The sequence below is a fragment of the Pseudomonas sp. genome, from assembly GCF_028293835.1.
Taxonomy (GTDB): domain Bacteria; phylum Pseudomonadota; class Gammaproteobacteria; order Pseudomonadales; family Pseudomonadaceae; genus Aquipseudomonas.
In genome coordinates, this window is record NZ_JAQGNX010000123.1 from 1 (window position 1) to 24,215 (window position 24,215).

The 24,215-nt window shown below is 57.1% G+C and carries 20 protein-coding genes; 6 read left to right on the forward strand and 14 right to left on the reverse strand.

The window, feature by feature from the left end:
• Positions 1-106: 106 nt before the first annotated feature.
• Positions 107-2,335, reverse strand: a complete 2,229-nt coding sequence (locus tag JWR17_RS17330; RefSeq protein ID WP_299833167.1) for a TonB-dependent siderophore receptor — start codon at positions 2,333-2,335, stop codon at positions 107-109.
• Between the two features lie 312 nt (positions 2,336-2,647).
• Between JWR17_RS17330 and JWR17_RS17335 the strand changes: the two genes are divergently transcribed.
• Both JWR17_RS17335 and JWR17_RS17340 read left to right on the forward strand, forming a co-directional pair.
• On the forward strand, positions 2,648-3,787 hold the full coding sequence (locus JWR17_RS17335) for a PepSY domain-containing protein (RefSeq protein ID WP_299833168.1): 1,140 nt from the start codon (positions 2,648-2,650) through the stop codon (positions 3,785-3,787).
• Positions 3,784-3,966, forward strand: a complete 183-nt coding sequence (locus JWR17_RS17340) for a hypothetical protein (protein ID WP_299833169.1) — start codon at positions 3,784-3,786, stop codon at positions 3,964-3,966. The genes JWR17_RS17335 and JWR17_RS17340 overlap by 4 nt, the downstream gene beginning before the upstream one ends.
• 123 nt (positions 3,967-4,089) lie before the next feature.
• Here the strand turns inward: JWR17_RS17340 and JWR17_RS17345 are convergent, their stop codons facing one another.
• From JWR17_RS17345 to JWR17_RS17390, 10 genes are all read right to left on the reverse strand, one after another.
• Entirely contained in the window at positions 4,090-4,590 is a 501-nt protein-coding gene (locus JWR17_RS17345) for an ATP-dependent zinc protease (RefSeq protein ID WP_299833170.1), read from the reverse strand.
• Positions 4,591-4,724: 134 nt separating this feature from the next.
• Positions 4,725-5,252: a DUF2780 domain-containing protein gene (locus JWR17_RS17350; RefSeq protein WP_299833171.1), complete on the reverse strand. Its 528-nt coding sequence runs from the start codon at positions 5,250-5,252 to the stop codon at positions 4,725-4,727.
• 238 nt (positions 5,253-5,490) lie between these two features.
• Positions 5,491-6,690, reverse strand: coding sequence for a formaldehyde dehydrogenase, glutathione-independent (gene fdhA, locus JWR17_RS17355; protein ID WP_299833172.1), 1,200 nt, complete (start codon positions 6,688-6,690; stop codon positions 5,491-5,493).
• Positions 6,691-6,861: 171 nt separating this feature from the next.
• Complete coding sequence (gene purU, locus JWR17_RS17360; RefSeq protein ID WP_299833173.1) at positions 6,862-7,719, reverse strand: formyltetrahydrofolate deformylase; 858 nt, start codon at positions 7,717-7,719, stop codon at positions 6,862-6,864.
• Between the two features lie 56 nt (positions 7,720-7,775).
• Positions 7,776-8,408, reverse strand: a complete 633-nt coding sequence (soxG, locus tag JWR17_RS17365; protein WP_299833175.1) for a sarcosine oxidase subunit gamma family protein — start codon at positions 8,406-8,408, stop codon at positions 7,776-7,778.
• Positions 8,409-8,506: 98 nt separating this feature from the next.
• On the reverse strand, positions 8,507-11,524 hold the full coding sequence (locus JWR17_RS17370; protein WP_299833176.1) for a sarcosine oxidase subunit alpha: 3,018 nt from the start codon (positions 11,522-11,524) through the stop codon (positions 8,507-8,509).
• Complete coding sequence (locus JWR17_RS17375; RefSeq protein WP_299833177.1) at positions 11,521-11,835, reverse strand: sarcosine oxidase subunit delta; 315 nt, start codon at positions 11,833-11,835, stop codon at positions 11,521-11,523. The genes JWR17_RS17370 and JWR17_RS17375 overlap by 4 nt, the downstream gene beginning before the upstream one ends.
• A 157-nt stretch (positions 11,836-11,992) precedes the next feature.
• Positions 11,993-13,243 carry a sarcosine oxidase subunit beta family protein gene (locus tag JWR17_RS17380; RefSeq protein WP_299833178.1) on the reverse strand — a complete coding sequence of 417 codons (1,251 nt, stop codon included), beginning with the start codon at positions 13,241-13,243 and terminating at the stop codon, positions 11,993-11,995.
• A gap of 15 nt (positions 13,244-13,258) precedes the next feature.
• A complete protein-coding gene (gene glyA, locus JWR17_RS17385; RefSeq protein WP_299833179.1) occupies positions 13,259-14,512 on the reverse strand; it encodes a serine hydroxymethyltransferase in 1,254 nt (417 codons plus the stop codon).
• A gap of 292 nt (positions 14,513-14,804) precedes the next feature.
• Complete coding sequence (locus JWR17_RS17390; RefSeq protein WP_299833180.1) at positions 14,805-15,533, reverse strand: TraX family protein; 729 nt, start codon at positions 15,531-15,533, stop codon at positions 14,805-14,807.
• 104 nt (positions 15,534-15,637) lie between these two features.
• Here JWR17_RS17390 and JWR17_RS17395 point away from each other — a divergent pair, with 104 nt between their 5' ends.
• Entirely contained in the window at positions 15,638-16,681 is a 1,044-nt protein-coding gene (locus JWR17_RS17395; RefSeq protein ID WP_299833181.1) for a low specificity L-threonine aldolase, read from the forward strand.
• Between the two features lie 149 nt (positions 16,682-16,830).
• Here the strand turns inward: JWR17_RS17395 and JWR17_RS17400 are convergent, their stop codons facing one another.
• On the reverse strand, positions 16,831-17,133 hold the full coding sequence (locus JWR17_RS17400; protein ID WP_299833182.1) for a cell division protein ZapA: 303 nt from the start codon (positions 17,131-17,133) through the stop codon (positions 16,831-16,833).
• Complete coding sequence (locus tag JWR17_RS17405) at positions 17,130-17,363, reverse strand: hypothetical protein (protein WP_299833183.1); 234 nt, start codon at positions 17,361-17,363, stop codon at positions 17,130-17,132. Before JWR17_RS17405 ends, JWR17_RS17400 begins: the two co-directional genes overlap by 4 nt.
• Before the next feature lie 230 nt (positions 17,364-17,593).
• On the opposite strand from JWR17_RS17405, the gene JWR17_RS17410 reads away from it, so the two are divergent.
• Together JWR17_RS17410 and JWR17_RS17415 are read left to right on the forward strand one after the other, a co-directional pair.
• The gene (locus tag JWR17_RS17410; RefSeq protein ID WP_299833185.1) at positions 17,594-19,219 is read left to right on the forward strand and encodes a methyl-accepting chemotaxis protein; all 1,626 of its coding nucleotides are present in this window, start codon (positions 17,594-17,596) and stop codon (positions 19,217-19,219) included.
• 187 nt (positions 19,220-19,406) lie between these two features.
• The gene (locus tag JWR17_RS17415) at positions 19,407-21,032 is read left to right on the forward strand and encodes a methyl-accepting chemotaxis protein (protein ID WP_299833186.1); all 1,626 of its coding nucleotides are present in this window, start codon (positions 19,407-19,409) and stop codon (positions 21,030-21,032) included.
• A 115-nt stretch (positions 21,033-21,147) separates the two neighbouring features.
• On the opposite strand, the gene gbcB is transcribed toward JWR17_RS17415, so the two are convergent.
• On the reverse strand, positions 21,148-22,248 hold the full coding sequence (gene gbcB, locus JWR17_RS17420; RefSeq protein ID WP_299833187.1) for a glycine-betaine demethylase subunit GbcB: 1,101 nt from the start codon (positions 22,246-22,248) through the stop codon (positions 21,148-21,150).
• Between the two features lie 348 nt (positions 22,249-22,596).
• On the opposite strand from gbcB, the gene gbcA reads away from it, so the two are divergent.
• The gene (gene gbcA, locus JWR17_RS17425; RefSeq protein WP_299833188.1) at positions 22,597-23,895 is read left to right on the forward strand and encodes a glycine-betaine demethylase subunit GbcA; all 1,299 of its coding nucleotides are present in this window, start codon (positions 22,597-22,599) and stop codon (positions 23,893-23,895) included.
• Positions 23,896-24,215: the final 320 nt, after the last annotated feature.

Below are 24,215 nucleotides of genomic sequence, written 5' to 3' on the forward strand. Positions count from 1 at the left end.
GATAGGTCAGAAGGTGTAAACCTTATTCAGGACGGGACATCCCATTAAAAAAAGACCCCGCAGAATCACTTCTGCAGGGCCTTTTTTATAAACAACGAACGCGCTATCAGAAGTCTATCGAACCCGACAATTTAACCAGACGCGGATCACCCTGGGTCAGGAAACCACCCTGTGCGGAGGCCCAATAGTCTTTGTTTGCAACGTTTTCGACCGTGGCGCGCACGGTGACGTCGCGCTGGTCAACCTTGAAGTTGTAACGAGCGCCCACATCAAAGCGGTTCCATGTCGGCAAGCTGAGGTTGTTAGCCGCATCGGCGTATTGACCGCCGGTGCGTAACATCAAGCCGTTCAGAGATACGCCTTGCAAGCCAGGTACATCCCAATCGACCGAGGCGTTGAACTGAAACGTCGGAACACCAATGGCACGATGACCATCATTGGTCCCGTCCGCAGTTCCTTTTAACTCGGTTTCCATGCGCGTCAGGCCAGTCAACAAACGCAGTCCTTCAACTGGCTCACCGAAGACGTTCAGCTCAACCCCTTTGTTGATCTGCTCACCGTCGCGAAGATAGACAGCGGTGGTGGCATCGACGACCTGGGTATAACCGTCGCTCGGCTGCGAGATACGGTACACACCCAGGCTTGCGCCGTAGGTACCCATGTCGACTTTTACGCCTGCTTCAGTCTGTTTCGAACGGGCAGGCGCGAACACTTGGGAGCCGTTACTAACGGTCAAATTACCCGCAGTGGTGGGTGCGGTCGGGCCTTTAGCCAGGCCTTCGATGTGGTTGGCATAGATAGACACGTGGTCCCACGGCTTGATCACAATGCCGTAAACCGGGGTGGTGATCGACTCATCGTAAAAAGCAGTACGGCTGCCACCATCGTAGCTATAACCCTGCACAATCAGTTGCTGACGGCGTAGGCCGAGTGTTAGCAGTACACGATCATCAAAAAAGCCCAAGGTGTCGGACACCGCACCGCTGCGAACGATGGTTTTGCCGACGACATTTGGATCACCCAGATCCCCACCCGGGAGGTTACCCACCGGAGCCGGGGTATCCACAGGGTCATAAATGTTGGTCGCGTGGGCATTCAGATCGAAGTTATAGGCGCTGCGCTGTTGGGTCCAGATACCGGCCAGGCCGAAGTTCAGCTTGTGGCTGACAGGCCCGGTTTGAAACTTGCCGTTCAAGCCAGCCATCGCGCTGGTGTTGTCCTCGATGTGCGGAATGAACGAGCCAGCGATCGTTGCGTTGCCGAGGTTGTCGGTCAAGGTGACCGACGAGTAATTCCCGGTTTCACGGGTGTGCTTCTGACCGGCTGCGGCATACGCCGTCCAATGATCGTTCAAGTCATATTCGGCGCGCATCATGCCAAAGGTGTCTTGAATGTCGGTATACGCCCATTTGGCGTTGTAGTTGGTGGTCGACGAAGGCGCGTCGGGAATCTGCGTTGCAGTGCCAACGAATACCGAGTTGCGGCCGCCGTTGATGCGCGCGCTCTGGTAGGCAAAGTCGCCGGAAACACGCAGGGCGTCACCACGGTAATCCAGGCCTATGGCGAATAATTTAGCGCGATTGCTCTCGTCGTCGATGGCGGTGTCGCCTTCACGCTGAGCCAGGTTTACACGGACCCCGAATTGGTTGCCCTCACCGAAGCGCTGGCCTACATCCAGATGCTCGCCGACCCGGCCGTCATCGCTGATGTCCATGCTCAAGCGACGCAACGGAATATCATCCGCGCGCTTAGGTTGCAGGTTAACGCCGCCGCCGATACCGGAGCCAGTCGGCGTCACGCCGTTGACAAAGGCGTTCGGTCCTTTGAACAGCTCAACGCGCTCAAGGGCATCGGTGGAGATGATCTGACGCGGCAGCACCCCATACAAACCATTGTAGGAAATGTCATCGGCGGCCAGCGGTAAACCACGGATCATGAAGACCTGCGACTGGTTGGCATAGCCACTGGCCTGACGGACCGACGAGTCGTTCAGCAGCACGTCGCCAACCGTCTCGGCCTGTTGATCACGAATCAGTTTTTCGGTGAAGGACGTGGTGCTGAAGGGCACGTCCATGATGTCCTGATTACCCAGAACACCCAATTGCGCCCCTCGGGCGACTTGGCCGCCTGCGTAAACCGGTGGAAGGCTGGAAGTCGGCGCAGTCGCCTGTGCTTCAATGCTTACCTCACCCAGTGCCATGCTGCCGTTCCCTTGAGTGTTGCCCGCATCCTGCGTTGTTTCAGTATTAGCGCCCTGGGCATTGATCGTTAACGAACACAGTAAGGCAAGTAGGGTCGGGCGCAAGGGAATGCTTGGTCGAGCGGGAGTTAGCATGGTCGATCCTGAAGGAAGGCCGAATATATTGAGGGAGATGGGCTACAGAAAATTCTGATTGGCAGGCGAGAAGCTAACGAGAATGATAAGTTCTATCATTTATAATTACAACGTTTTATAGTAGCGTCTAACGCCAGAACGCCCTGCCAGACCTAATTGCTTCCCACAGCGCGCTCTGAGACAATCGCGAAATATTCTCGTTCGTGTCGGGATTGATGCCACGGCCCTCAGGTCGTTAACTTCGTCAGCTCAAAGCACACAGAACGAAACAGGGCCACTTACCGCAAGTGGCCCTTCGCTTTTGGAAAAAACATGAAAAGCCGAACTATCCGCCGCTGGTCATTCGTCCACACCTGGACCAGCCTGATGTGCACCGTGTTTCTGCTGATGCTCGCAGTCACTGGGCTGCCATTGATTTTTCATCATGAAATTGACCATCTGCTGGGCAATTCACCCGAACTCAAACAGATGCCCGCCAACACGCCGACGCTGAGCCTGCAACAGCTTGTCCTCAAGGCCGAGGCGCATCGCCCGGGCGAGGTCATGCAGTATTTTGGCTGGGACGACGACACGCCCAACGCCGTGACCACGATCATGGCCGTCACCGCAGGGACTGAGCCGAACTCCTCACACACCTTCCTGCTGGACGCGCGCACCGGCGAAGCGTTTGAAAAGCCTTCGTCCAACGGCGGCTTCATGATGATCATGCTGCGCCTACACACCGACATGTACGCCGGCCCGTGGGGCATGTTGTTTCTCGGCGCCATGGGACTGTTGTTTGTCATCGCCATCGTCTCGGGCGTGGTGCTTTATGCACCGTTCATGCGCCGTCTGAAATTTGCCACCGTGCGCCAAAACAAATCCAGGCGCGTGCGCTGGCTGGATCTGCATAACCTGATCGGTGTAGTGACCTTGACCTGGGCACTGGTGGTAGGTGTGACCGGCGTGTTCAACGCCTGCGCCGACCTGGTCATCAATGCCTGGCGCAACGACAGTCTGGCGGCAATGATCGCGCCCTATCGCGATGCACCGCCGCTGGTGGATCGCGCGCCGGCCACGCGCTTGCTGGAGATCGCCGAAGCCGCCGCCCCCGGTATGGAGGCAGATTTCATTGCATTCCCTGGCACCCGTTTTTCCAGTGAGCACCATTACGCCGTGTTTATGAAAGGCGCGACACACCTCACCTCGCACTTGCTGACCCCCGTGCTGATCGACGCCAGCGACCTGCGCGTTACCGCCATCGTCGACCGCCCGTGGTACATGGACGCCCTGCTGATGTCCCAACCGCTGCACTTCGGCGACTACGGCGGCATGCCGATGAAAATACTGTGGGGCGTTCTGGACGTACTGACCATTATTGTTCTCGGCAGCGGCGTGTACCTGTGGTGGGTACGGCGGCGCGCGGCGAAGCTAGTGCGTGTAGACGAATTTCGGGCGGAAACTGCCCGATGAAGGTTAAACACACGAGTCACTGGAGCGTGTTTGCCCATCCGATCTGGATGGGTTTACTGATGGCGGCCGGACTGTTTGCGGCGCTGTTGGGCGATGGCGCGTGGGATGCGCTGTCGTGGATTGGAATGGGCATTCCATCGGTGTTATGTGCCCGGGGGCTATGGCGCAAGTCCATGTAGGAAGGCTCACAGGTGGCGCGGCCTGCGTGAAATATCGCGCCGTTACCATCGCGAGCAAGCCCGTTCCTACAGTTGAATTCGCACAGATTCAGATGGGTTAGGCGTTAGTTGGCAGGAGCGATTTCAACAATCAGGCTTATCCGCCGTGTAACGCCGCGCGGGGTTCACCGCCGCGCCGAACTCTCTTAGCGCCTTAGCGCCAATCAACAGCGGGTAGTTGAAGTGGCTGCGGTCTACCAGGTTGACCTCGACGGTGCGTTTGGCATCGCCCAGGCACAGCTCAAGATCAACTACCGGACGTTTAGCCGGGTCGGCGAGTTCTTCTTCATCGTCGCCGTCGAGACGGCCTTTAATTCTGCTGATGCGCGCAACCTTGTGCTCGTACACTTTGCCGGTGGCATCCTTGGTTGCCAGCTTGAAGCGTACCCAATCCTCACCGTCACGCTTGAACAGCTCGATGTCCTTGGCAGACAGCGAAGCGGTCAACGCGCCGGTGTCCATCTTCGCCTTGAAGACCTCGCCGATTTCCGGTACGCCGATGTACTCATAGCGGCCATACAACGTTGGCTCAGCTGCCATCACCGGCAGCGCAAGCACAGACAACAAGGCCAGAATCGATTTCACGTACGGAAATTCCTCAGAATGGATGAAGCCTGCAAGCCGCCGGTAATCGTAACTGCCAGCATAAACTAAGCCGCGTGAAACATTCGTAAACGCCCGCATCGCCGCTTTGCACGGCGATGCGCTAACCGCTGCGGCTAGCCGCCAGTGCCCCAGAGGCTACCCAGGCTTTTCAAGACCGTGCCGCTGGTGCCTTGGTCACCCAAGTATTTCAAGATAATCGGCGTAAATTGCCCCACCATGTCGCTGCTCATGCCTAACTTGCTGAAGGCCGAATTAACATCGCCCATGCTCTGGACGTTACCCAACGCCCCTGCCGCCGAGGCGCCGCCGGCGTTGCCCATCAAGCTGCTCAATGCGCCAGCTCCAGCGAGCTGATCCAGGCCAGGAACGGATTTGGTCAGCGAAGAATAATCACCGCCACTCAACTTGTTTTTCGCCAACCCCATTAAAGCGCCAGTACCACCGACCGCTTGAGTTGGGGTCACATTCAAGCCACTGCCCGTTAGTGCACTGACCAAGCCTGCCGCTTGAGGCGTAGACGCGGCGTTTCCGTTGGTGCCCTTAGAAACAGCGTCAGTTACATCGCTAAAGTTGAAGGCGAATACCGGTGCTGCAGCTACGGTCATGAGCGTTGCGAGTGCAAAAGCACGTTTGATTTCCATCGATATAACTCCTTTATTCGGGCCCGGCCATCACCGGTAGAAAACTGCCGATTTGACCGCGACTGGAGGGACATCGTTCCCCGCAACCTGCGACTCTCTTCCTTGGTAGCCGCCGTAAACAGTGCTCATTTGCCTGCATCTACATCGGCAGCGCGCCCACAAAGGCGCTAAAAACAATTAAGTTTGCTGCAACAAAAAAGGGCGGCATTTAGCCGCCCTTCCTGTTTGCGTTGGAAACTTACGCCGCACTGAACAATTTATGCGGATCGATCACAAACTTCTTCGGCACGCCCGCATCAAACTCGCCATAACCGCGCGGCGCTTCATCAAGGCTGATTACTTCAACGCCAACGATGTCCGCGATTTTGATGCGATCCCACATGATGGCTTGCATCAGTTGGCGGTTGTACTTCATGACCGGAGTTTGGCCGGTGTGGAAGCTGTGGGATTTAGCCCAGCCAAGACCCAGACGAATGCTCAGGCTGCCCATTTTGGCGGCAGCGTCTACAGCACCTGGATCTTCAGTCACGTACAGGCCCGGAATGCCGATTTTGCCAGCAACCCGAACCACACCCATCAATGAGTTGAGTACAGTGGCTGGCGCTTCGTGTTTGGCACCGGCATGACCGTGGCCGCGGGCTTCGAAGCCCACCGCGTCAATGGCGCAGTCAACTTCTGGCTCGCCCAGCAGCGCAGCGATTTGTTCGTGCAGCGGCGTGTCCAGGGACAGGTCGGCGATTTCGAAGCCTTGCGCCTTGGCGTGAATCAGGCGCACCGGATTCACGTCGCCGATGATCACTACCGCAGCACCGAGCAAACGCGCGGAAGCTGCAGCGGCCAGACCAACAGGGCCTGCGCCTGCAACGTAAACGGTACTGCCTGGACCCACGCCCGCCGTTACTGCACCGTGGTAACCGGTTGGCAAAATGTCGGACAGGCAGGTCAGGTCGCGGATTTTTTCCATCGCAGCATCGCGATCTGGCAGTTTCAACAGGTTGAAATCGGCGTAAGGCACCAGCACGAATTCAGCCTGGCCACCGACCCAGTCACCCATGTCGACGTAACCGTAAGCACCGCCCGGACGGGCCGGGTTGACGGTAAGGCAGACGCCGGTGTTCTGTTCTTTACAGCTGCGGCAACGACCGCACGCTACGTTGAACGGAACCGATACCAGGTCGCCGACTTTGAGGTTTTCAACGTCGCGACCGGCTTCGATGACTTCGCCAGTGATTTCATGGCCCAGCACCAGACCGGTTTGCGCCGTGGTACGGCCGCGCACCATGTGTTGGTCGGAGCCGCAAATGTTGGTCGACACCACGCGCAGAATCACGCCATGGTCGATACGTTTGCCCTGCGGGTTTTCCATTTTCGGGAAAGGGATTGTTTGTACTTCGACCTTGCCGCCGCCGAGATACACCACACCACGATTACCAGACATGCTTTCACCTCGCTATTGTTGTTATTTAGCGTTCGCCACAGCCCCAGTAGGAGCTGCCGAAGGCTGCGATAAGCCGGGTCGCGATCGACCAGACGGATTTGTTCGCTTTTAACAGGACTGCTTTGCAGCCCATCGCAGCCTGCGGTAGCTCCTGCAAAGATTGCGTCAACCTTATAAAACCACCGTCCGACTGGCATTCAAGAACACCCGCCGCTCGATGTGATAACCCACCGCCTTCGCCAATGTCTGGGCCTCGACATCCCGACCTTTGGCGATCAGATCCTCGGGATAGTGGCTGTGATCGACCGCTTCGACGCCTTGGGCAATGATCGGGCCTTCGTCGAGGTCGTTGTTGATGTAATGCGCCGTTGCGCCGACCAGTTTCACGCCCTTGTTGTAGGCCTGATGGTACGGTTTTGCGCCCTTGAAGCCGGGCAGCAACGAGTGGTGGATGTTGATTGCCCAGCCATCGAGACGACGGCAGAGTTCAGGCGACAACACCTGCATGTAACGCGCGAGCACTACCAGTTCAGCGCCCGATTGTTCAATTACTTGCCACACCTGACGCTCTTGTGCGGCTTTATCGTTGGGATCCAGGGCGAAATGGTAATACGGGACGTCGTGCCAGCGGGCCAAGGGTTCCAAGTCAGGATGGTTGGACACCACCGCCACAACGTCCATGGACAATTGCCCGATGCGTTGACGGTAAAGCAGGTCGTTCAGGCAATGATCGGCTTTGGAAACCATGATCACTACTTTCGGCCGATAGTTCGGCGCCGTCAGTTCAAACACCATCCCGAACGCTTCACCACGCGTCGCCAGGCCTGCACGAAAAGCCTGTTCATCGAAGCCCTCCGGCTGGCGAAATTCGACGCGGATGAAGAACCGGCTCGACAGCCGATCATCAAAGGAGTGGTGCTCGGTGACGTAACAGCCCTGCTCGAACAAATAGCGGGTCACCGCGTCCACCGTGCCTAAAACGCTCGGGCAATCGGCAGTCAGAATCCATGTGTCGGGGGCGCGGCTCATCTATCGGTTGCTCCTGGTTGAATCTTCATCGTCTGGCTTCTCGCCAAGGCTTCACATCACGCCGCAATACTCAACCCATACTCAGCACTGGCATCTTGCAACCACATCCACCAGTAATCGGAGAACGAGCGGCGGATGACCAATTCCCAGGTTTCTTCGCCAGTACGACGAATCATCAATTGCGACTTGGCGAACACGGTGCCGACGGCTTTGCCCACCGGAAAGTTGCTCGGGTGCACGTCATAGCTGGTGGACTTCATCAGCACTTCACGAACCTTCGGCCCGGTGAGTTCCAGCAGGCTTTGGCCGCCGCTGACATTGATCACGGCGATGTGCTGCCCAACCAGCGCTTCGCGTAGACGCTGCTCAGCACCCAACTCTTCGCCGGTTGGAACGATCAGCAAAAACTCATCTGGACCCAGCCATTGCAGCGAGCTTTCGCCGCTAACGACAACTTTGAGAGGACCGGGCAATTCCATGCCCAGTGCCGTGGCCACACCCGCTGCGAAGGCGGCGTCGTGACCATCGCCACGGAGGGTCAAATGGCCCAGCAGTTTCTTGTCGCGCAGGATCACGCCAGGGTTAGCCCGGCCCTTGCCGACCAGGCTGCCGAGGTCGGCATGAAACAACGGTGACTCGGCTTTTTCACCGGTCGTTGGCCGTTGTTGGTAAACGTTGGCTGTGGTCATAGAGCACCTGTTTTGAATTCTGTTAACACATCGACACCAAACCCTGCAGGAGCTGCCGAAGGCTGCGATCTGCCGCGAAGCGGCAGCCCCATATCAGGTCAAACGTTCTGCTGTTCGCCTTTCGGATCGAAGAACACCGAAGAACAAATCTCCGCTTCGATCACGCTGCCATCGGCCAACGGTGCAAACACACGTTCGCCCATGCGCTTCAAGCCGCCTTTCACAACGCCCATGGCAAACGAGTAACCCAGCGAACCGTTGGTGTAGCTCGACGTCACGTGTCCCACCATGGTCATCGGGATCGACTGTTTAGTGTCGAACACCAACTGCGCGCCTTCCGGCAACCACTTGGTCGGATCGATCGGCTTGAGACCCACTAACTGTTTACGTTGATCACGCACGCAGTCTTCGCGGTTCATCCCACGCCAGCCCAACCACGAGAACGGTTTAGTGCGGCCAACACACCAGCCCATGTTCAAGTCGTCCGGGGTCATCGAGCCATCGGTGTCCTGGCCGACGATAATGAAGCCCTTCTCGGCCCGCAGCACGTGCATGGTTTCAGTGCCATACGGGGTCAGGTTGTACTGCTTGCCGGCCTCGATGATTTTTTCCAGAACGCCCATGGCGTAATCGGCCTGGATGTTTACTTCGTAGGAAAGCTCACCGGTGAACGAGATACGGAACACCCGAGCCGGAACGCCACCGACCAGACCTTCTTTCCAGGTCATGAACGGGAACGCTTCTTTCTCCAGATCAATGTCAGTCACTTCGGCCAGCAGCTTGCGGCTGTTCGGGCCAGACAAGGTCAGGGTCGCCCAATGGTCGGTCACAGAAGTGAAGTACACCTTCAGGTCTGGCCATTCGGTCTGTTGGTAGATTTCCAACCATTGCAGCACGCGTGCAGCGCCGCCGGTGGTGGTGGTCATCAAGAAGTGATTGTCGGCGATACAAGCAGTTACGCCGTCGTCGAAAACCATGCCGTCTTCTTTACACATCAGGCCGTAACGCGCCTTGCCCACGTCGAGCTTGGTCCAGGCGTTAGTGTAGATACGGTTGAGAAACTCGCGGGCATCCGGGCCTTGAATGTCAATTTTGCCCAGCGTGGACGCATCCAGCAGGCCGACGCTGTCGCGTACGGCTTTGCATTCACGGCTAACTGCAGCGTGCAGGTCCTCACCCTTTTTCGGGAAGTACCAAGGACGCTTCCACTGACCGACGTCTTCGAATTCAGCACCGTTTTTGAGGTGCCAGGCGTGCAGCGCGGTGAAGCGCACAGGCTCGAAGATGTGACCGGCGTGACGGCCGGCAATGGCGCCAAATGTGACCGGCGTGTAGTTCGGGCGGAACATCGTGGTGCCCATCTCGGTGATGGACATGTTCAACGAGCGGGCCGCAATGGCCAGACCGTTGACGTTGCCGAGCTTGCCTTGATCAGTACCGAAACCCAGTGCGGTGTAGCGTTTGACGTGTTCAACCGACTCGAAGCCTTCCCGGGTCGCCAGCTCGATGGCGGCGGCGGTGACGTCGTTTTGCAGGTCAACGAATTGCTTCGGGCCCCGTGCAGTAGATTTTTCGTGGGGGACCTGGAACAGCGCCAAGGTCGGCTCTTCCAGACGGGTCAACGCCTTCGGCAGTGTGCCTTCGACGATTTTGAACCCAGCCTCATTGGCTGCGCGAGCGCCGCCTTCAAAGCCATCGGCCAATGCATCCGCCAGACTGAAGACGCCATTGATACCGCCGACGCACACGCGTTTCTGCGGTGCTTCGCCCGGTACGAAACCGAGAATGTCTTCACGCCAGATCGGCTTGCCACCCAAGTGCGAGGCCAAGTGAACGATTGGGCTGTAGCCACCGGACGTCGCAACCAGGTCGCAATCGAGCCATTCGCCAGGGCTGGTAACCCGATGGCCTTTGACGTCGATGGCGGCAACCCGTGCTGCGGAGACGCGTTTGGTGCCACGGGCTTCAACCACAGCGCTGGAGGTCAGGATACGAATGCCCTTGGCGCGGGCTTCTTCAACCAAAGCACCACGTGGATTGGCCCGTGCGTCAGCAATGGCCACCACTTGCAGGCTCGCGTCGAGCCAGTCCAACGCAACGCGGTAGGCGTAATCGTTGTTGGTCGACAGCAGCAGCTTTTTACCCGGCGCCACGCCGTACCGGCGAACGTAGGTGGACACAGCGCCAGCAAGCATATTGCCCGGCACGTCGTTGTTGCCGTACACCAGTGGCCGTTCGTGGGTACCGGTGGCCAAAACCACGCGCTTGGCGCGAACCCGGTGCATGCGTTGGCGCACTTGACCGATGGGCGCGCGGTCACCGAGGTGATCGGCCAGGCGTTCGTGAATGGTGAGGAAGTTATGATCGTGGTAGCCGTTGACGGTGGCGCGAGGCAACAGAATCACGTCCGGCAAGCTTTTCAACTCAGCCATTACCGAGGCAACCCATTCAGCAGCAGGCTTGCCATCCAGGCTTTCACGGCTGTCCAGCAAACTGCCGCCGAACTCTTCCTGCTCGTCCGCCAGAATCACCCGGGCTCCACTGCGACCAGCCGCCAATGCCGCAGCCAGACCCGCAGGGCCAGCGCCAACAATCAGCACGTCACAATGATGGTTCATTGCGTCATAAGTGTCCGGATCGTTCTCGGTCGGTGAACGACCCAAACCTGCGGCCTTACGAATGTACTTCTCGTAGGTCATCCAGAACGATTGCGGGTACATGAAGGTTTTGTAGTAGAAGCCTGGCGGCATCAGCTTGCCGCCGACCTTGCCGAGGATTCCCATAACGTCGGTGTTCACGCTCGGCCAGCCGTTGGTGCTGGTGGCAACCAAACCCTGGTACAGCGCTTGTTGCGTGGCGCGCACGTTAGGGATCTGCGTGGCTTCGGTCGAACCGATCTGCAACACCGCGTTGGGCTCTTCGGAACCCGCTGCGAAAATCCCCCGAGGACGTGAATACTTGAAGCTACGGCCAACGATATCAACGCCATTGGCCAGCAATGCTGCGGCCAGTGTGTCGCCTTCGAAGCCTTGGTAACTCTGGCCGTTGAAGGTGAAATTCAGCACCTTGCTACGGTCGATACGGCCACCGTTAGGCAGGCGATTGTTCTGGCTCATGCCTTGTCTCCCAAAACCGGACTGGCCGCTTTCGCTGTGAACTGCGGTTTCTGGCCGATCAGGTAAGTCTCGAGAATTTCGTAGGTCACGGTGTCACGGGTTGCGTTGAAGTACTGACGGCAACCGGCTACGTGATCCCACAACTCGTGGTGCACACCGCGTGGGTTATCGCGGAAAAACATGTAGTCGCCCCACTCAGCATCGGTGCAGGTATTTGGGTCCAGCGGACGCGGAATGTGAGCCTGGCCCGAAGCGTGGAATTCCTCTTCAGAGCGCAGTTCGCCACAGTGAGGACAGAAGATGTGCAACATAGATTTTATTCCTCCAAAGCCGCTTGAAAACGTAACGAGCGATGGCAAGACAAGGCAAAATCAGGCGAGAAAGCGGAGTTTAGGGTACCTAAATGACCATTTCGAGCCTGGTTTTAACGCCGTATTGCCGAGCGAAGTAGTTTTCATGCGGCCTTTGTTAGTGGGCTACTGCCGCGGCGCCATGTTCATCGATCAACGCACCGTTATGGAAACGGTCGATGGAGAATGGTTTTGCCAATGGGTGCATTTCGCCTTTCGCGAGGCTGGCAGCAAACACGTTGCCTGAGCCTGGCGTGGCCTTGAAACCACCGGTGCCCCAACCGCAGTTGAAGAACATGTTGCCAACCGGAGTTTTCGAAATGATCGGGCATGCGTCTGGCGTGGTGTCGACGATGCCGCCCCACTGACGGTTCATGCGCACACGGGACAACACCGGGAACATCTCGACGATGGCCTGAATCGTGTGTTCGATCACCGGGTACGAGCCGCGCTGACCGTAGCCAACCCAGCCGTCGATACCGGCACCGATCACCAGGTCGCCTTTGTCGGACTGGCTGATGTAGCCGTGGACCGCGTTGGACATGATGACGCTGTCGATGATCGGCTTGATCGGCTCGGACACCAACGCTTGCAGCGGGTGAGATTCAATCGGTAGACGGAAGCCGGCGAGCTTGGCCATGTGACCCGAGTTACCCGCAGTCACCACACCGACGCGCTTGGCGCCGATGAAGCCTTTGTTGGTTTCCACACCGATGCACACGCCATTTTCTTTACGGAAACCGATGACTTCGGTTTGTTGAATCAGGTCGACGCCCAAGGCATCAGCGGCACGGGCAAAGCCCCAGGCCACGGCATCGTGACGGGCAACGCCGCCGCGACGTTGAACAGTGGCGCCGATGATCGGGTAACGGGTGTTTTTCGAGCAGTCGAGGTACGGGATTTCTTCCGCCACCTGTTTCTGATTGAGCAACTCACCGTCTACGCCGTTCAGACGGTTGGCGCTGACCCGACGTTCCGAGTCGCGCATGTCTTGCAGGGTGTGGCACAGGTTGTAGACGCCGCGCTGGGAGAACATCACGTTGTAGTTGATGTCCTGGGACAGGCCTTCCCACAGCTTCATGGCGTGTTCGTACAGGTGAGCCGACTCGTCCCACAGGTAGTTGGAGCGGACGATGGTGGTGTTGCGCGCGGTGTTACCGCCGCCCAACCAACCTTTTTCGACCACGGCCACGTTAGTGATGCCGTGTTCTTTGGCCAGGTAGTAAGCCGTAGCCAGACCGTGCCCGCCGCCGCCGACGATAACCACGTCGTAGACTTTTTTCGGGGTCGGCGTGCGCCACATTTTCTGCCAGTTTTCATGGTGGCTGAGGGAGTGCTTGAAGAGGCCGAAGCCTGAGTAATGCTGCATGGATCTACTCCTGACTCAGCGATAAACCGGGAAATCGGTGCACAGTGCTGCAACCTGACTGGCAACATTGGCCTCGACGTCGGCATCGCCGAGGTTGTCGAGAATGTCACAAATCCAGCCGGCCAATTCGACGCACTGGGTCACTTTAAAACCGCGCGTGGTCACAGCCGGGGTGCCGATACGCAGGCCCGACGTAACGAACGGCGACTGTGGATCATTGGGTACCGAGTTTTTGTTCACGGTAATGTGCGCGCGGCCCAAGGCAGCGTCAGCTTCTTTCCCGGTGAGGCCTTGACGAATCAGGCTGACCAGGAACAGGTGGTTGTCGGTGCCGTCGGAAACCACATCAAAGCCACGGTCCATGAACACTTGCGCCATGGCTTGGGCGTTGTCGATGACTTGTTGCTGATACGCCTTGAAGCCAGGCTCCATGGCTTCTTTAAAGCATACGGCCTTGGCCGCGATGACGTGCATCAGCGGGCCGCCTTGACCACCAGGGAACACCGCGGAGTTGAGTTTCTTCTCAAGCTCTTCGTTGGCTTTGGCCAGGATCAGGCCGCCCCGTGGACCGCGCAGGGTTTTGTGGGTGGTGGTGGTCACGACGTCAGCGTACGGCAGCGGGTTCGGGTACAGGCCAGCGGCAACCAGACCGGCAACGTGGGCCATGTCAACGAACAGGTAAGCGCCCACTTTGTCGGCGATGGCGCGGAACCGTGGGAAATCCAGGGTTTTCGAATACGCCGAAAAACCCGCGATGATCATTTTTGGTTTGCTTTCGACGGCAATACGCTCGACTTCGTCGTAATCGATCAAGCCGGTGGTGGTGTCGATGCCATATTGCACGGCGTTATAGAGCTTGCCGGAGAAGCTGACTTTGGCGCCGTGGGTCAAGTGGCCGCCGTGGGCCAGGCTCATGCCCAGCACGGTGTCGCCTGCATTCAACAGGGCCAGATAAACAGCAGCGTTCGCCTGGCTGCCGGAATGTGGCTGGACGTTGGCGTAGTCAGCGCCGAACAGTTGCTTGGCGCGTTCAATGGCCAGCAGCTCGACCTTGTCGACGTGCTCACAGCCGCCGTAGTAGCGTTTGCCGGGATAGCCTTCGGCATATTTATTGGTCAGGCCGCTGCCCTGAGCTTCCATCACGCGTTTGCTGGTGTAGTTTTCCGAAGCGATCAGCTCAATATGGTCTTCCTGGCGTTGCTCCTCGGCATTCATGGCTGCCAACAGTGCATCGTCATAACCTTGGATTTGGTCTAGCTTGCTGAACATCGCGGTTCTCCCAGCGGCGGCGCTGCGCCTGGCTTATCGATAGGGCTTGTAGAGCGCCCTCTGGATGCGATGGTAGGTCCGACGCAGACAGGCCAAATGCCCATGGACGCCACGCAAAGGTGCGTTTACGACATGCCTTGGCGCGCAGAGATAATTGGTGGCCAAAGACGTAGGAGCGCGCTTGCCCGCCATGGATGGCGCAGCGGTCCCAAATGGTTAACCCAGTTTTAACTGGAGGAATGCATCGACCTGTTTGCGACTGCTGCGCAGCCGATCGCGGGCAAGCGCGCTCCTACAGTCCGAGTAATTTCCTCAGCCCCAGCAACACCATAAAATGCAGCGGATAGATCGCATACGCCCAGCGGCGCATGGGCCAGATGGCGACAGGTGGTTTTGAGCGCAAGATCGCCAGCCCGATCAACGGCGCAAACAGGCACACAGCAATTCCACCAATCGAAACCGGGTCCCCCCAACTGGCGCCCGCAAACATTTCCGGCCATGCATTGCCCGCCAGGCATACGGCGCCCGGCAATAACGCTGTGTACCAGGGCCTGCGCAGCACCAGCACACATGCCAGCGGCAACAACACCCCATAAAAGCCGAACATCAGTTGGCTACTAAAAAACCATCCCGCCAGTAATGAGATGCCCGCCAGCAGCCACGAGGACGCCGAGCGATCACGCCAGCTCCGGGCCACCAGCAGTCCCAACGCCAAGGTCGGCATCACGTTCAGGGTATTGGCCTCGTCCGCCATGTACAGCCGATAAGGCAGCTCCGCCACACAGGCGAATAGTACTAACCATCCCAAATAACGCCACTGGAGACTCTGCCCCTCACCTTTACGTGCAACATTGACGGCAATCGCCAGGCAAAACCAAGGGAACGCCAACCGTCCCGGCACATACAAAATGTTCAGCGACCAGCCCACATAGCGCAGATGGTCGAGCACCATGCTCAGCATCGCCAGCCACTTCAACAGGTCCAGCGCAGAGTCTCTTGGCATCGTTTGTAATGGCTTCATAAAGCTTCCTGACACTTCAAGCTCCGGCAAAACAGAACAACGCATGACCTGAGCCAGATATTCTGGGTAAAGTGCGCACCATAATCGATCACAGGGAGTCGGCCATGACAGATAAAAGCCAGCAGTTTGCCAGCGACAACTACTCCGGGATCTGCCCCGAGGCCTGGGCTGCCATGGAGCAGGCCAATCAAGGACACCAGCGCGCTTATGGCGATGATGAATGGACTGCTCGCGCCTCCGATCATTTCCGCAAATTGTTCGAAACCGACTGCGAAGTGTTTTTCGCCTTTAACGGCACCGCAGCCAACTCTTTAGCGCTGTCGTCGTTATGCCAGAGTTATCACAGCGTTATCTGCTCAGAAACTGCCCACGTCGAAACCGACGAATGCGGCGCGCCGGAGTTCTTCTCCAACGGCTCCAAGCTGCTGACCGCCCGCAGTGAAAACGGCAAGCTAACCCCAGAATCCATTCGCGAAGTTGCCCTCAAGCGAAAAGACATTCATTACCCCAAGCCGCGGGTAGTGACGTTGACCCAAGCGACTGAAGTGGGCAGCGTCTATCAAATCGATGAACTCAAGGCTATCAGCGCTACCTGCAAAGAACTGGGGCTGAACCTGCACATGGACGGCGCGCGATTTTCTAATGCCTGCGCCTTCCTTAATTGCACTCCGGCGGAGCTGACGTGGAAAGCCGGCATCGACGTGCTGTGCTTTGGCGGGACTAAAAACGGCATGGCAGTGGGCGAGGCGATTCTGTTCTTTAACCATAAACTGGCTGAAGACTTCGATTACCGGTGCAAACAAGCCGGGCAACTGGCGTCGAAGATGCGCTTTCTCTCAGCGCCATGGGTTGGCCTGCTGGAAAACGACGCTTGGCTCAAACACGCACGCCACGCCAACCACTGCGCGCAGCTGCTCGCGGAATTGGTGAAAGGCATTCCCGGCGTGGAACTGATGTTCCCGGTACAGGCCAACGGTGTGTTCTTGCAAATGTCAGAACCCGCGGTCAAAGCACTGACCAATAAAGGCTGGCGCTTTTATACCTTCATCGGCGACGGCGGCGCGCGATTCATGTGCTCATGGGACACCGAAGAAGACCGCGTACGCGAATTGGCAGCGGATATTCGGTTGGTGATGCAGGCGGGATGACTCAAGCGCTCCGGTATATCTGACACATCGCGTTGACTGCCGCACTTCTGTAGGAGCCAACGTGTTGGCGATGTCAGCAGCACTGCAGTCTTCAGATGTACCGCGCTGCTTGCATCGCCAACAAGTTGGCTCCTACAGGTAATGTGTCCTTACCCCTGGGCGATAGTCTTGGCGATCACTTCAACCGTGGCGCTGACTTGCTCTTGATAACGGTTGAGTTCCTTATTGTGCTGCCGCTTGAGTTCGATCTGCTGCGAACACAGGTTCAACGCAGCCAATACCAGTAATTTGTCGCCGATCAGCGTCGGGTACTTACGCTTGGTGTCCGCCAAGGCTGATTTGAGCATGACCGCCGCTTCCCGCAGCGTGTGCTCTTCACCGACCGGTGCCTTGATCGAATAGTCATTGCCCAGAATCGAGACGACCTTAACTGCGTCCCCGTCGATACTCATGCGCTGACAGCGGTAACGCTGGTGGCACGATCAACCAATGCCTGAATCCGAGCGGCGGTTGCGCCCTGTTTTTCTTCCTGCTCCAGCAAGCCCAGCTGCAAGCCGTCGTTTTCATCCTTCACTTGGGCCAACTCTGCGCTCAGCTCCGTGTTGCGGCTATGCAGGGCCTGGTTCTGTTGCACCAGATCACCGACCAGTTGTTCCAATTGACTCAGGGATGCTTCCAACATTTTGATTTCTCAAGCAAATTTCAAGGGCGCACACGATAAAGAAAAGTCACCGCAGCGTAAATGCATAACGAGTGGTAACTGACTGCCTTTTCCCTATCTGGTTCCTGCAACTCGTCAGACCGTCCCAAAGCCAAATAACAGCTCAAGACTTCAGGGTTATGTCCGATAGCTGATACACGCTGTTCTCTTCTGTTCCCTGCCGCACGGAATGCGCCGCCCCCGGAAGTCCTATGTCCCTTAGAAATATCAATATCGCGCCGCGCGCATTTCTTGGATTTTCCTTGATTGGCGCATTGATGCTAGTCCTCGGGGTCTTTGCTTTGATGCAAATGAATTCGATCCGTAATTCAGGCCTGCAGATCAGTGAAAACACATTACCCAGCATCAGAAACCTGGACAAGCTGGTGGAACACAGCGTTCGGCTCCGGGTGCTGTCCTTTCGACTGCTGCTCGCCCGTGATCCGGCGATTCAGGAGAAAACCATCGACTTGATAGGCAAGCGCGACCAAATGGTCACCGATGCCCAAGCGGCGTATGAAAAACTCATTGATGATCCTGAAGAACTAGCGACATACAGCCAATTCAAGCAATTGCTCGCTCAGTACCGTCAACTCGAAGACCGCATGAAAAGCCTGAGCCGCGCCAATAAGCTCGACGAATTGAGCACCCTGCTTAACGTCGATCTTCAAGAAAACTCGGACCAGATGAATGTCGTCCTGGGCAAGCTGGTCGACATCAATACCCGCCAAATGAACATTGCCAACGCTCAGGACACCAGCCAGTATTCCCTGGCCTTTAATATGGTGGTCGGGCTGTTGGTTATCGCGACTGTTCTGACGATGCTGTTTGCCTGGCTGCTGACCAATAGCATTACGCAGCCTGTGTCCGAAGCATTATTGGTTGCTGAAGCCATTGCCGAGGGCAACCTTACGCGTCAGATAAAGGCTGAGGGCAGCGACGAAATAGGTCGGCTGCTCAAAGCGATGCAAAAGATGCAGGAAAAGCTGCGCGACACACTGCACCGCATTTCAGGCTCGGCCACTCAGCTGGCCTCGGCCGCTGAAGAACTGAACGCCGTCACTGATGAAAGTGCCAAGGGCCTGGCGCAGCAAAATAAAGAAATCGAACAGGCTGCAACGGCGGTCAATCAAATGACCACCGCAGTGGAAGAAGTCGCTCGCAACGCTGTCAGCACCTCCGACGCCTCAAAAAGCGCCACCACGTCGGCTGGCGATGGGCGGGAATTGGTCATGGAGACCGTTGGTGCCATCGAACGCATGAGCGGCGATGTGCAGAGCACAGCGCAACTGATCGGCAACCTGGCCAATGAATCCCGTGATATCGGCAAAGTGTTGGACGTGATTCGCGGCCTGGCTGACCAGACTAACTTGCTGGCCCTCAACGCCGCCATCGAAGCTGCACGCGCTGGTGAAGCCGGCCGTGGCTTTGCGGTGGTGGCCGACGAAGTTCGGGCATTGGCCCATCGCACCCAGCAATCTACCAGCGAAATCGAACGCATGATTGGCAGCATCCAGGGTGGCACCGAACAAGCGGTGAACTCCATGCGCAACAGCACCGAGCGCGCCGAATCGACGTTGAATATCGCCAAAGGCGCGGGCCTTGCCCTGGACACGATCAACGCGGCCATCCTGCAGATCAATGAGCGCAACCTGGTGATCGCCAGCGCGGCTGAAGAGCAGGCGCAAGTCGCTCGTGAAGTGGATCGCAACCTGGTGAACATTCGTGACCTGTCGGTGCAATCGGCTACCGGTGCCAGCCAAACCAGTTCGGCCAGTGGCGAGTTATCGCGCCTGGCGGTAGACCTGAGCAGCATGGTTCAACGCTTCAGACTGTAAGCGCCGATCTTCGACAGGACATCGGTCGGTTCGAGGGATTTTTTTGCTAAAAAATGGCTAATAGCCACTATTTTGCTTTAAAAACAGCGTTACCCCTCAAGACTTGGCATTTCAGACCGATAGGCAAGGAAACAAATATTGTTCCCTGCCCGCGCGCACGGATTGCGCGCAACTTCTGGAATATCCCATGTCACTTCGCAGTATGAATATCGCCCCGCGCGCCTTTCTCGGCTTCGCCTTGATCGGAGGCCTGATGCTGGTGTTGGGCATCTGTGCACTGACCCAAATGAGCGTCATCCGGTCTGCTGCGGTGAATATCGAAAACACCAGCGTGCCGAGCATCAAGAGCATCGATGAGCTGACTAAAATCAACTATCGCCTGCGCACGCTTTCGTACCGGGTGCTGCTCAACCGCGAGCCAGACGTACAGCTCAAGACCATCGATATCTTCAAAGTGCGCAACGAGCAGATCCGCACCGCTCAAGGCATCTACGAAAAACTGATCCAGAGCCCTGCAGAGCGCGCACTCTACGACCAGTACGTGCAGAAGCTCGCCGAATATCGCGTGCTGGAAGCCAAGATGTTTTCGTTGTCTCAAGCGAACCAAATCGACGCATTGCGCGATCTGCTGAACAACGAATTGCTGAAAAACTCGGACGACACCAACGCGGTGCTGGGCAAGCTGCTGGACATCAACGATGCGCAGACCTCTGACACCAACCATCAGGCTGCCGACCAATATTCCGTCGCTTCGATGATGGTGATTGCGTTGTTGATTGCCGCCACCATCCTCACTGTTCTGTTCGCCTGGTTGCTGACAACTAGCATTACCCAGCCTATTGCCCAGGCATTGGCAGCGGCAGAGGGCATCGCTGAAGGCAATCTGACGCGCCCGATCAAGGTCGAAGGTCGCGATGAAGCCGGCCGCCTTTTGGCAGCCATGCAGAAGATGCAGGAAAAACTTCGCGATACGCTGCAGCATATTTCTGGCTCGGCTACTCAACTGGCTTCGGCGGCAGAAGAGTTGAACACCGTCACCGACGAAAGCGCGCGTGGTTTGGTGCAACAGAATAATGAGATTGAGCAAGCCGCGACGGCAGTCAACCAGATGACCAGCGCCGTGGAAGAAGTGGCGCGTAATGCCGTCAGCACGTCCGATGCCTCGAAAGACGCCACACGCTCAGCGGGCGATGGCCGGGATTTGGTGATGGAAACCGTCAACGCCATCGAACGCATGAGTGGTGACGTTAAAAGCACCGCTGAACTGGTGGGTAATCTGGCTAATGAATCCCGTGATATCGGCAAAGTGCTGGACGTAATTCGCGGCCTGGCTGACCAGACCAACTTGCTGGCCCTTAACGCCGCCATCGAAGCGGCCCGTGCGGGTGAAGCCGGTCGTGGCTTTGCGGTGGTGGCCGACGAAGTTCGGGCATTGGCCCATCGCACCCAGCAATCTACCAGTGAAATCGAGCGGATGATTGGTAGTATTCAAGGCGGCACCGAACAGGCGGTGAACTCCATGCGCAACAGCACCGAGCGCGCTGAATCGACCCTGAACATCGCCAAAGGCGCGGGCCTGGCGCTGGACACCATCAACATGGCTATCGTGCAGATCAACGAGCGCAACCTGGTGATCGCCAGCGCGGCAGAAGAACAAGCCCAAGTCGCTCGCGAGGTGGACCGCAATTTGGTGAACATCCGCGACCTGTCCGTGCAATCGTCAACCGGCGCCCACCAAACCAGCGCCGCCAGCAACGAACTTTCGCGCCTGGCCCTGGACCTGAACAACATGGTTGCGCGCTTTAGTCTGTAGGCAGGACGTCACAACACCTGTAGGAGCCAACTTGTTGGCAAGGCGATTCAGGGGCACACACCGCAAAGGCCTCTCGCCAACACGTTGGCTCCTGCAAAGACTTGTGCCAGACGACTTAGAAGTCGATCCGCACATCCCCCTTCGGCACGCTGCAGCACGACAGGATGTATCCCTCGGCCACGTCTTCGTCGGTAATGCCGCCGTTGTGCTCCATCTCCACTTCCCCGCCCAGCTTCATCACTTTGCAGGTGCCGCAGATTCCCATGCCACAGGCTTTGGGGATTAGCAGGCCAAGCTTGGCAGCCGCTGCGTGAACGGTTTCACCCGGTGCCACACGAATGCTTTTGCCCGCCGAAATGAATTCAACCTGATGCAGGTCCGCCAGATCCACTTCCGGCGCGTCAGCAGCAATTTCGGCTTGTTCAACCGCATCTGCACGGGCTTCTGGCGGCGTCGCACCGAATGATTCCTCGTGGTACTGGGCCATGTTGAAGCCATTGGCTTCCAGCAAACGCTTCACTGCCGTCATGTACGGCGTAGGCCCGCAGCAAAACACCTCGCGATCCAAAAAGTCCGGAACCATCAATTCCAGCATTTTTTGATTCAAATAACCGCGATAACCCGCCCATGGCTCGCCTAAACCATGTTTTTCACAAATCAGATGCAGGCTGAAGTTATCGATCCGCGACGCCATGTGCTCCAGCTCGCGATGATAAATGATGTCTTTCGGGGTACGGGCGCTGTGCACGAAAACCATGTCGACATTGGCGTTGGTGTCATAGAACCAGCGCGCCATGGACATAACCGGCGTAATCCCGACACCGCCGCTGAGGTACAGGATTTTCGGATTAGGGAAGTCCATGGCATTGAACAAGCCCACCGGACCGTGCACTGCCAGTTCCTGACCTTCATGCAAGGTGTCGTGCAGGTAATTCGAAACCTTACCGCCAGGCACCCGCTTGATGGTGATGGAGAAGCTGTACGGCACCGACGGTGAGCTGGAAATGGTGTAGGAACGCATCACCGGTACGCCGTCGATTTCAAGTTCCAATGTCACGAACTGACCGGGCTTGAAGAAGAACATGATTGGCTGGTCGGCCATGAAACAGAAGGTCCGCACGTCCCAGGTTTCCTGAATCACCTTGACGACGCGCACAGGGTGGCGGCCATTAGCCCATGTCTGGGTATTTACCGGATTGAGGAAACTATTGGACATGCTTATCTCCACGGTCGAATGTCGACCTTATGGTGCGGATTCTGCGTAAGGAGCAGCGTGGCCACTTACCTATCTGCGACATTGACGTACTAATCGCAACCAGCCCCCAACGACTGGGGTTGGCGCGTCGGAAACGGATTCGGCCATGTCGCCCATGGATAAGGATCAGTCAGCGCCCGACCTCACACTCGCCGTTAATTAGTTGTGCGCTTTTTTATAAGAAATCTGTAAGACGCCATTCATAAGCATGGGCGGCAAACGTACCGACACCTTGCGTGCTAAAAGCTACAAAGAACCGTATTAGCCACATTCGCCGACCGTTCGAAACGGTCATGAGGTAACTGAAAGATGGACGTCACCGCAACCTTGAGCTTGGGCGATCCGCTGGAACCCGCACGTAAGGCCACCGCCGAGATGCTGCAGAACCGCGAACGCACGTTTTCGCTGCCGCAGCCTTTTTACAGCGACGAGCGGCTTTATGAAATCGACATGCAGGAAATCTTTCAAAAAGAGTGGTTGATCGCGGGCATGACCTGCGAGATACCGACCAAGGGTAACTACATCACCCTGCAAGTCGGTAAAAACCCGATCATCGTGATTCGCGGCGCCGAAGGCCAGGTGCACGCGTTCCACAACGTATGTCGTCACCGCGGTTCGCGTTTGTGCACCAGCGACAAGGGCAAGGTTGCCAAGCTGGTGTGCCATTACCACCAGTGGACCTATGAGCTGGACGGACGTCTGTTGTTTGCCGGTACCGAAATGGGTGCCGACTTCGACATGAAGCAGTACGGCCTCAAGCCTGTGAACGTGAAAACGGCAGGTGGATACATCTTTATCAGCCTGGCTGAAACACCGCCGGCCATCGACGAGTTCCTGCAGACGCTGACGCACTACATGGAACCGTACGACATGGAGAACACCAAGGTGGCGATTACCACCACCTTGCTGGAGAAAGCCAACTGGAAGCTGGTGCTGGAAAACAACCGCGAGTGCTACCACTGCAACGCGTCGCACCCGGAATTGTTGAAGACCCTGCTGGAATGGGACGACGTTACCGATCCGCGCGCTGACCAGGCGTTCAAGGACCACGTAGCTGCTTCTGCTGCCGCATGGGAAGCCGAGAAGATTCCTTACGCTCATGCCAGCTTTGGCCTGCGTAATCGCATCGTACGTATGCCGCTGCTTAAAGGCACCGTGTCGATGACTATCGACGGCAAAGTCGGCAGCAAAAAGCTAATGGGCCGCATCAAAAACCCGGACTTGGGCTCGATGCGCATTCTGCATCTGCCGCACTCCTGGAACCACTGCATGGGCGATCACATCATCGTCTTCACGGTATGGCCGCTGGGCGCGCAAGAAACCATGGTCACCACCAAGTGGCTGGTGCACAAAGATGCGGTTGAAGGCGTTGATTACGACGTCGATCGCATGCGCCAAGTGTGGGACGCCACTAACGACCAGGACCGTCGTCTGGCTGAAGAAAACCAACGCGGTATCAACTCCGACGCTTACCAGCCAGGCCCGTACTCGAAGACCTATGAGTTCGGTGTGGTCAACTTTGTGGATTGGTACAGCGCCCGCCTGCTGGAAAACCTTGGCGCGGCGCCAGCGCCCTACCTGAAGGGTGTTGCGGTTAACCACGAATAAGCCGCATACGAAACTTCTGTAGGAGCGGGCTTGTTGGCTAAGGGCTTGATGCGGTGTAACGGATCACACCGCCTCGCCAACAAGTTGGCTCCTACAGAAACACAATAGATCAAAAATCAACCAATACCCGTCAACAGCAACCCCGCCGCGCTCCTTAGCCTTTCACCAACAAGTTATCCACAGGACCACCCACAGCAATTGTGGGCAAGTCGTATTTTGCCTGTGGAAAAACTCAAGAAAAACCGTGACTTATGCGAAAGTGTGCTTTCCTAACGTTACTGGTTGTTTTTTAATCATGTCGCGCGAAGCCACGCGGGTCG